10 protein-coding genes and 4 tRNA genes are annotated in these 9452 nt (G+C 44.6%); 2 read left to right on the top strand and 12 right to left on the bottom strand.

The annotated features are described in order from the left end of the window. From K941_RS0111440 to K941_RS0111405, 6 genes are all read right to left on the bottom strand, one after another. Positions 1 to 1904: hypothetical protein (locus K941_RS0111440; protein ID WP_029103717.1), on the bottom strand; the 1904-nt coding region annotated here is incomplete at its 3' end. A gap of 34 nt (positions 1905 to 1938) precedes the next feature. Then, positions 1939 to 2892, bottom strand: coding sequence for an OmpA family protein (locus tag K941_RS15740; RefSeq protein WP_051226050.1), 954 nt, complete (start codon positions 2890 to 2892; stop codon positions 1939 to 1941). Between the two features lie 1108 nt (positions 2893 to 4000). After that, positions 4001 to 4075, bottom strand: a tRNA-Thr gene (locus K941_RS0111420). A 19-nt stretch (positions 4076 to 4094) separates the two neighbouring features. Next, a tRNA-Gly gene (locus K941_RS0111415) sits at positions 4095 to 4168 on the bottom strand. 22 nt (positions 4169 to 4190) lie between these two features. Next, positions 4191 to 4274 (bottom strand) — tRNA-Tyr (locus K941_RS0111410). An 82-nt stretch (positions 4275 to 4356) separates the two neighbouring features. Next, positions 4357 to 4432, bottom strand: a tRNA-Thr gene (locus K941_RS0111405). Positions 4433 to 4648: 216 nt separating this feature from the next. On the opposite strand from K941_RS0111405, the gene K941_RS0111400 reads away from it, so the two are divergent. Both K941_RS0111400 and K941_RS0111395 read left to right on the top strand, forming a co-directional pair. Next, entirely contained in the window at positions 4649 to 5230 is a 582-nt protein-coding gene (locus tag K941_RS0111400; RefSeq protein WP_029103715.1) for a DUF4126 domain-containing protein, read from the top strand. A 74-nt stretch (positions 5231 to 5304) separates the two neighbouring features. Continuing rightward, positions 5305 to 6426 carry an aminotransferase class V-fold PLP-dependent enzyme gene (locus K941_RS0111395; protein ID WP_029103714.1) on the top strand — a complete coding sequence of 374 codons (1122 nt, stop codon included), beginning with the start codon at positions 5305 to 5307 and terminating at the stop codon, positions 6424 to 6426. 59 nt (positions 6427 to 6485) lie between these two features. Here the strand turns inward: K941_RS0111395 and K941_RS17590 are convergent, their stop codons facing one another. The 6 genes from K941_RS17590 to K941_RS0111365 all read right to left on the bottom strand — a co-directional run bounded on the left by K941_RS17590 (position 6486) and on the right by K941_RS0111365 (position 8909). Next, positions 6486 to 6758, bottom strand: coding sequence for a hypothetical protein (locus K941_RS17590; RefSeq protein ID WP_208854379.1), 273 nt, complete (start codon positions 6756 to 6758; stop codon positions 6486 to 6488). Positions 6759 to 6858: 100 nt separating this feature from the next. Next, positions 6859 to 7050, bottom strand: coding sequence for a hypothetical protein (locus tag K941_RS17585; protein ID WP_029103712.1), 192 nt, complete (start codon positions 7048 to 7050; stop codon positions 6859 to 6861). Between the two features lie 65 nt (positions 7051 to 7115). Beyond that, complete coding sequence (locus tag K941_RS17580) at positions 7116 to 7319, bottom strand: hypothetical protein (protein ID WP_029103711.1); 204 nt, start codon at positions 7317 to 7319, stop codon at positions 7116 to 7118. Between the two features lie 15 nt (positions 7320 to 7334). Further along, positions 7335 to 7676, bottom strand: a complete 342-nt coding sequence (locus K941_RS17575; protein ID WP_208854378.1) for an alpha/beta hydrolase family protein — start codon at positions 7674 to 7676, stop codon at positions 7335 to 7337. Next, complete coding sequence (locus tag K941_RS17570; protein ID WP_029103709.1) at positions 7646 to 8011, bottom strand: hypothetical protein; 366 nt, start codon at positions 8009 to 8011, stop codon at positions 7646 to 7648. The genes K941_RS17575 and K941_RS17570 overlap by 31 nt, the downstream gene beginning before the upstream one ends. Before the next feature lie 85 nt (positions 8012 to 8096). Next, a complete protein-coding gene (locus tag K941_RS0111365; protein ID WP_036388290.1) occupies positions 8097 to 8909 on the bottom strand; it encodes a putative RNA methyltransferase in 813 nt (270 codons plus the stop codon). Between the last annotated feature and the right edge of the window lie 543 nt (positions 8910 to 9452).

Below are 9452 nucleotides of genomic sequence, written 5' to 3'. Positions count from 1 at the left end.
GCGTTATCAACAGAAGCAGGTGGGAAAGTGATTGAACCTGTTTGTGGATCGATATAAGGTGTTTTGCCGTCTGTGTTGGTGGTTGGCAAATCTTGGGTGGGCTCATTTGGGTTTTTTGCTGTCCATGTGTTGGTAGCAGGGTCATAAGTTGCGGTGATTGTCTTGGTATTACCTTGTTCGTCAGTATAGGTAGTACTTGTTTTGGTGTTACCCTCACCTGGTGTTGCGACAATGTCAGCCTGTTGTGGCAAACCTGTTTGGGTAGCTGTTGGGTTATTGGCGACCACTTTTGGTGTGTTGGCAGGATTGGTGGCATCTTGTGCTGAGCCATTGTCTGTCTTACCAATGGTGGTAACAGGTTTGTTGTTGTCAACCGAATCTTTGGGTAGGATCAATACACCGTTTGTGGTATTAACCCAAGGGGTGTTGTCATCTGTTGGCGTGGTTTTGACTGGTTTGCCGTCTTGTGTGGCACTGTAGCTGCCGTCTGGATTTTTGGTGACGGTGATGGTTTGTGGTTTACCCGCTTCATCGGTGTAGCTTGTAACAATCGAGGTGTTGTCTTTACCTGGTGAGACGGCAATAGGATAATCTGTTTCACCACTGTTAATGGTTGGAATATTAACCGATGGAGTGTCTGGCAAGTCCACATTGTTTTGTAATGAGGGTTTGTTGTCGGTGGTTTTGGTAACCTGTGCGGTTACAGGGGTGTACTGTGAGGTATTAACCAAGCTGGTTGGTATACTGATAACGCCAGTCGCAGGGTCAATAGACGGTTTGTCAGCTGGTGCATCGGCGGTAGTAATGGTACTGATGGGCGTGTTGTTAGCCCCTGTTGTTGCTTGCCAGCTGTCGCCCACTTTGGTGGCGGTGATGGTTTGTGGGTTGGCGTTGCCACTGCTTGGTGTATAGCTGACAGTCACTTCGCTGGCGTTTGTAATGTTAGGCTTTGGATTGATTGTCGCAAAATTGTCGCCATCTTTGTTAATAGCGTCAACGTCAGGGGTTTGGGTAACTGCGTCATCGGCTTTGCCATCTGTAAAGCCTTCTTTTTTGGCAGTTACTTTGACTGCTTGACCATTTTTGATGTTGTCGATGACTTTTTGGTAGTCTACCAAACTTAGACTGTAATTGGCAAGACCTGGGCTGACAAGCTGATTGATACTAATATCATAGGTATTGCTTGCTGGATTTGTGTCAAGTGCTTTTAAGGCATCAATGGTGGTTTCGATAGGGGTAAGTCCTGGCAGATCGATAGAAATTTTTTCAGCACCTTCTGACAACATAATAGACAGTTTGGCATCGGTAGGGTTTTGAGAAGGACCGATTTTTAGTTCTACAGGTAAAGGTTTTGGCTGTGGTGTTGGTGTTTGTGTGTCAGCCACAGGTGCTTTACTGTTGTTATTGTCGTTGTCACCTTTAAGAGCGACACCAGCTGCTACAACACCTGCCAGACCCACAAGCCATGGCATGATGCCAAAGCGACTGCCTTCTTCTGCACCAATCCACCATGGCGCAGGATAGCCTTGACCGCCTAGAGCCTGACCTTCGATGTCACCGATGACAAGCTCGGTCACATAGTCTTGGGTAAGACCGGTATCTGGCACGTAGTAGTGGTATTGACCGCTTTCGGCTTGTCCGATGAGTGCTGATTTGTCATAGTCATAGAAGTTTTCGATGATTAGGTCGGACTCTTCGGCACTCTCTTCAAAAGAGACATGCAAATCTTTACCAACACGCTTGGTGACGATGTGGTCAGGACCACGACCTGTGGCATCGTTGATAAGCTCGTAGTTGGCATTACGATTGGCTTTGATGATGGTGGGTTGACCGTCTTTGGTGATGACCTTTGCTTCGGCAATGGTCTGAACGCTGTCATTGACTTTTACACTGATGGATTGCATGTGTTATCCTTATTTTAATTTGACTGTATGACGATTATTGTAAAACAACAACGACACGGCGGTTTTCATAACGCCCTACCTTGGTGTTGTTGGTGGCAACAGGGCGAGATTCGCCATAACCGATGGTAGATAAACGAGAATTCTCAATACCGTGGTTATTTACCAATAGGTGCTTGACCGCCTTAGCACGACGCTCAGAAAGCTTTTGGTTATAGCTAGCGGCACCTGTTGAGTCGGTGTGACCTTCGATAGTAGCACTGGTGTTAGGGTGTTGTTTTAGAAAATTAGCGACTTTGGCGACATCCTGTTGAAATGCTGGTTTGACATGGCTTTTATCATGGTCAAATTGGATGGTCAGATTTAATTTGGCAGGCTGAGCTACATAAGACGACTGACTAGGCTGTACGTTTGTCGTTGCTCTAACAGGGGCAACTGATACAAGGGCAACTTGCTGCTGGGTACGTTGTACTGGCGAGCAGTCAGCAGGTTGTACACGACTGACTTGATGAGTTTGACGACGCGTGCCTTGGATGAGCTCTTGGGCTTGGTTGGCGTCTACTTGAGTTAAACTGGCTTGATAGTTATTGCCAGTTTGTACGACAAAGTACTGAACTTCTCGTGGATTTAGATGAGTATGAATGGATTGGGCTGATAAATCGTTGGTTTTTTTGCCCGTGGGAACAGCACTGATTTGGACATTGCCTGCACATGCCACACCAGATGTATAATGTCCATCTTGCAGGCTAGTTAGATAGCGGTCATTGATGGCAATGTTGGTGCTAGACTGCTCAGAAGATTCTGCATTGGCAAGCGGTCTGATGAAAACCACACCACCCGCATTATCATGTGTGGCTAGATTGGTAAACTCATCTACCGCACCTTGACTTGACATCTTCCATGTAACTTGATTGCCTAAACGTACATCGGCATGTGCATGAATTGCCATCATCAGTGCCGAACCGATGAAGGCTAATTTTTTTAGTTGCATGGCAACTCCTCATAAACATAAACTATGGTAACTACTTGCACAATACATTTAAAACTCATTTGGTAGTAGTCTAAAAAGTATGCTGAACTAGTTTTTTTCCGTTCTCCCTGAGCCTGCCTACGGGTAGGAAAACCGTTAGGTTTCCCAAGCTCGCCACGAACGGTTTTCTTTGTAGCATACTTTTTGAACCAAGCCAACTCATTTTTGTGTGGCATGCCTGTCATGATGCTTTTTAAATTAAACGGCAATACATCAACATCACGGCAGACTTTGGGCTCACAAAATGCCTTTTAAATCATGCTCATCATCTCATTTTGTGTCAATCAAACCTATCTTAGTTGTAAAATTATGCAAAAATACTGTCAAAAATTGTCATACCGCTGACAAAAAATGTCACAGATGTACATTTTAATACAGTTAAGCGTATCATGACACTTTAATCTCATGTCAGTTATGATAAGCTTTTCCAAAATTCACACAAAAGATAAGATTGACATTCATCATGTTGCAAAAATCATGCCAAGCAAAACAGTCGGATATAAACCGCCTAGGCGTTAAAATGGATTTGACTTACCCCAGCATCTGTTTTTGTCCATTTGTCTCATCATAAAAATCAATAAGATGCCATTTTTTAGACAAAAATAAGGGGTGATACCAGAGAAGCATTTACTTGGCATTGATAATTTAGTAGCATTGCTTTACATAATTTTAATTAAAAAATACATTTTATTACATTTTATATTTTAAATAATATAGTCAAACAAATTTGAAATAAGACAAGGAAAACGAGCGAAGTTGTACAAGTAGTACTACGAGCGAGTTTGACACAGTATTATTTCAAAGTTGGCAGACTATAATCATCAAGAACTCAGATTTTACAACACCAAATCTCTTTCCAAACTAAGCATAAAATCTTGAAAACACTGGGGGTTTAATTTTTAAAAAATCTGGGTTTGGAAAGAAGTCCAATAAATGATGCAAGAGGGGAGAATGGGGAATAAAACCCCATTCTCAACTTTACACAAGCGATTGATTTATAAAGGGCGAATATAATTCACCCCTACAAATCAAAAAACCCTTTGAAATAAACATTTCAAAGGGTCAGATATGGAGCTCTTGGCGAGAATTGAACTCGCGACCTCTTCCTTACCAAGGAAGTGCTCTACCCCTGAGCTACAAGAGCAAATAGTTTTGCTAATAAATGGAGCGGGTGGCGGGAATCGAACCCGCACCATCAGCTTGGAAGGCTGAGGTTCTACCACTAAACCACACCCGCATGGGTATTTGGTAGGAAAATATGGTGGTGGGGGAAGGATTCGAACCTTCGAAGCTTTCGCGACAGAGTTACAGTCTGTTGGGTTTGACCGCTCCCCAACCCCACCAAGTGATACAGGTATGTCTTTTAATGGTCTGTTAAAAGATTAAGCCCAATAAACGGGCTTGACCTGAAAGGTTTCTTAGGAGTGGTGCCGGCTGCCGGAATCGAACTGGCGACCTACTGATTACAAGTCAGTTGCTCTACCAACTGAGCTAAGCCGGCGGTGTTTCCTAAGTGGTGCGTATGATACCATAGTTTTTGATTTGTGCAAGTATTTTTTTAAAAATTTTTAAAATTATTTTATAAGTACCTGTTTTTTATATTAATTGTTTTCTGGCAGTGGGCTTGGTATTTTTTATTATTTGACATACAAATCATTCGCACGCCTGCCGATGTTTTTGTATAATGGCATCATCCTATTTTTAAAAGAGTACAAAAATGACAGCAGAGATGATTTTGAGCATTTGTCTTGGTATTGGCTTGGCAGCAAGCTCAGGCTTTCGGGTGTTTGTGCCATTGTTTGGCATGTCGCTGGCAAACTATTTTGGCATATTGCCCTTAGGTGAGAGCTGGCTGTGGCTAGGCAGTACGACCGCCTTGGTGATTTTGGTGGTGGCGAGCATCGCTGAGTCCATGTCTTATTTAGTGCCATTTGTGGATAATTTACTTGACACTATTGCCGTACCACTGGCAGGCATGGCAGGCACGATAGCCATGGCAGGCAGTCTGACCGACATGAGTCCTGCGATGACATGGGCGCTCGCCATCGTGGCAGGGGGCGGAGCGGCAGCGACCATTAAGACCACAACCGCCGGTGCCAGAGCCGTTTCAACCGCCACGACCGCTGGTGTCGCCAACCCCGTCATCGGACTGGCAGAGACTGGCACCGCCATTGGACTGTCGGCACTTACCATATTCGCCCCTGTATTGGCAGGGGTGGTTGCGGTCGTGGGGATTGTAGTATTTATTTGGCTTGTCGTTAAACTCAAAAACCGCCATAAGGCAAGCGAATCGGTGTGATTTGGCAAAAACCATTTGCAATTTATCCTAAATTTTTGTAAATTATCCCAAACCCACTTTTTAAGGACAAAACCATGCCTACCTTACGAGACGACATTGACCCACAAGGACTTTTGGAATATTCGGTGGTCTATACCGACCGAGCGTTGAACCATATGTCTACCGAATTTCAAAGCGTGATGAGAGACTTATCCGCCACTTTAAAAGAGCTTTATCATGCCGATAGCGTGGCGATCATCCCCGGTTCTGGCACATCAGGCATGGAAGCGGTCGCCCGTCAGCTTGCCACGGACAAAGACGTAGCGATTGTGCGAAATGGTTGGTTTAGCTATCGCTGGACGCAGATTTTGGAAAAAGGACGTATCGCCAAATCCACGCACGTTTTTACCGCCCAAATCCACGGCAATCCTGCCATATTCGCTCCTGCCGACATTAACGAAGTTACCGCCCATATTCGCCAAAACCGCCCAAGCGTGGTGTTTGCTCCCCACGTTGAGACCGCTTCTGGCATGATGTTGTCAGACGATTATATCAAGGCACTGGGGCAAGCGGTGCATGACGTGGGCGGGATTTTGGTGATTGACTGCATCGCTTCGGGCTGTGTGTGGCTTGACATGAAAGCATTGGGCATTGATGTACTGCTCTGCGCCCCACAAAAAGGCTTGTCTAGCACGCCTTGCTGTGGACTTGTCATGATGTCCGAGCGTGCCAAAGAGCTGGTGCAAAGCACAGAATCCACAAGTTTTGCCTTGGATTTAAAGGTGTGGGCGAATATCATGACCGCCTATGAAAATGGCGGACACGCCTATCATGCCACCATGCCCACGGACGGACTAAGACAGCTAAGAGATACCCTAAAAGAATGCCAAGCGATAGGATTTGATAAGCTAAAATCCGCCCAAATAGAGCTGGGGCAAGCCATTTTGCAAGTATTAAATGACAAAGGGGTCGTAAGCGTGGCGGATAAAGACAGTCAAGCGGTTGGGGTTATCGTCTGCCATGCCCCAAATGATGATGTACACAAGGGCGTGGCGTTTGCCAAAGTCGGTGTACAAATCGCAGGGGGCGTACCGCTACAAGTGGGCGAGCCGTCTGATTATAAGAGTTTTAGAATTGGGCTGTTTGGGCTTGATAAATTGACCGATGTATCAGGCACGGTGGCACGATTTAAGCAGGCGTGTGATGAAGTATTTTGATTATCTTTATCAACATAAAAGCCCAATGTGATGTTGGGCTTTTTGTTTGTCTTATACAGTTATTTGGATTTCACTACGCCATTTTCCTTAACAAGCTTATCCGCCCAATCAAATAATTCATTCAAATCATAATCCCCATCATGACCCACACCCCACGCCAAGGCAAAATCTACATTTTTACCGTGATTTTGTAAGGCGGTCGCCAGTATCACAGGCACGGCAAGGGACGTATCATTATCCTTTGCCCCATGACGGATACGCCAATGCTCGGTGGGACTTTGGGCGATATAATTCATCGCATTCATCATCTTGATAGTGTGAGCGTCCGCCATGCTCCCTTGTCCGTATTTTTTGCCAAAGGCGGTAAAATGCTAATTGTTCAAAGTCTTATTGCCAAACAAATTATTCTCGCCACTGGTCAAATCTGTGGCATCAAACGCAGGTACGCCCCAAGTATCTCAAATAACCGTCAAAATCCGCCACATAAAAAGGGTTTGCCGATTTTCGTTGTGCCAAAAAGTCAAACTCATTTAAATCCGTGCCATTTTTAAAGGCGGTATTGGCGGAGTTATTCAAATGATAAATCACTTCATCTTTAAACGTGCCGTTGCCGTTATGATCCAATGTTAATGACTGTCCGTTATGCCCTGTTAGTTTTAACCCATTGACATAACTGGGGAAATTGGATCTTAATTCATTTGACCAAATTTTTTACTCGTCGTTAGGCTTGCCTTTATGCGTTCACGTTTGATGTTGTAGTCGAGCATACCCGTGCTCATTTTGTGATAATCATCAATGCCGTTAAATTGCCACTCGTACGCCATATCGGCATTTTCAAGATTGGTAATCGGAGCATAGGCGGACACGGCAAACACGCTGTCATCAGCTGTCATAATCGCCCCTGTTTTTTACAATTCGGCGTGATAATCCATGCTATTACCACTTGCCCCCAAAAGTAGCGACATCGCCCCGCCTGCGGACGTGCCATTGGCGATAATGCGGTCGGCTCTCCCTGCCATGAGCGTGTCATTGGCTTTGAGATAGGCAATGGCGGATTTTAAATCCACGATGACAGACGGAGCTTTGCCCGTGTAGTTGCCGTCTGTGCCGAGTGTCCGCCCCCTAGCCCCTGAACTTGCCACGACATAGCCACGCATAAGGGCGGCAGCCACACTGTTTGGTCTTGGCGTACCGTCTCGCCCTGCCCTACTCTCGGCAGTCATCGGCTTGGCGGGTATATATCCGCCCACGCCATTGGGAAAAATATCGGAGCGGTGTCTGCCGTGTAGCCGTTAATGCTGTCGCCTGTAAAATACGACTCGGGAATATAGACGTTCATCACTTGATAATCAGGCTCGGTAGGATTTGCCACATAGGGGATATTTTCAAACGCACGCACGACAAGGCTTTGGTCGTCTTGGGTGATGGTTTTGTAATTGTTGGGACTAAACGTTAAAGGGCTGGGCGTGGTGGTTGTGGCAAGCTTATTTGTATTTGCATTTGGATTTGTATTTTGGGAAATGGGTGTGGTGCAGGCGGATAAAGACAACAAGGCGATAATGGAAATGGACAATAAGGATTTCATACATATGTCTCAATAAGATGATAATCATCATAATCCAAGCAATCAAAAAAGCAACTCCTTGTACAAAAATCGTCATTTGAGAAACTTATGCCCTTTTAAATAAATACACACAAAAACTTGCCCTAACATCAAACTTATCCTGTGCTTTTAACGCCGTCTTACGCTCAAGTTTGGCTTTATAGGTGTAAGGGGTCATTTCTATCAAATCATTTAGGCTTTGGCTATCAAGGCATAAATCAGCGTCTATTTGCCATTCATGGACAAAGGTAAACTCGGGCGACAATTCTGCGATAAATTTGGCAGGATTGTGCGGATTGACGGTGTCAAAGAGCTTCTCACGCATGGCATATAGGTGCATGGGAGCAGGCGTGGCAACAAGCAGATAGCCGTTTGGTTTTAACACCCTTAACATCTCAGCCTTTGGCAAGGGGCTAAATAGGCTCGTGCAAATATCCACACACTCGTCCGCCACAGGCAACACCGCCCCTGTACCCACCACCCAAGTGATGTGTTTGCCGATGTCAGTGTTTTTATACGTTTTGGACGCTGTCATAATGGCGGTTTTGGCAATATCCAATCCGATAACTTGGGCAGAGTGTGTCATGCGAGCGGTATAATAGCCTTCGCCACAGCCGATGTCTAGCACCGATGTTGGGGCAAGCTCGTCAATGATTTGCCCGACCCTATCCCTTAACGGCTCATAGAATCCACCCGCCAAAAAGCGTCTGCGAGCCTGTACCGATGTTGGCGTATCGCCTGCACTGTGGCTGTTTTTGTGCTGAACCACGTGCAAATTGACATAGCCGTCCTTGCTGATGTCATAGCTGTGGCGGTTTTGGCAAGTGTAAGTTTTGCCTTGTAAGTTTAAGTCGGTGTGGCAAATGGGGCAGATGAGCATAGGTTTTATTAATGTTGGTTGTGTTGTTTAATTATTTTCGATTAGTCAATTAACTCAAAAATATGGGTGCATTTTATTCTTAAGAGCAACAATATCATTACTCATATTTATTTAAAAAATATGGCATAATAAAACCTATGGCTGAAAAAAATATAAATATAAAACCCAATTTTCCAAATAGTTTCTGGAAAGCTGTTATAGCTTGCCTTTTGCCATTAATCCAATTATTCAATGTCATTTTGATTGAATATTCATTGTGAATTAATTGCTCCAACCAGTTTTTATCTATCAATAACTCCAATCTTTGCTGTCTTAAGTTTTCATAAATTTTGTTATCAAAATTTTCACAAGCAGAATATACTGAAATAATAAACATTGAAATATAAAACAATAAACCAACAAATGCTAAAGCATTAGACTTCCTGCAAAACCCAAAAATAAGGAAAACCGTTCGTGGTGAGCTTGTCGAACCATAACGGTTTTCCGCCACCCCTCAACAAGCTCGGGGCGAACGGAAAGCCTAGTTTTGCAGGAAGTCTATTA

This window comes from Moraxella caprae DSM 19149, assembly GCF_000426885.1.
In the GTDB taxonomy this organism is placed as follows: domain Bacteria; phylum Pseudomonadota; class Gammaproteobacteria; order Pseudomonadales; family Moraxellaceae; genus Moraxella; species Moraxella caprae.
The sequence above is the reverse complement of the archived record's forward strand: the minus strand, read 5'-3'. Positions and strand labels throughout refer to the sequence as shown.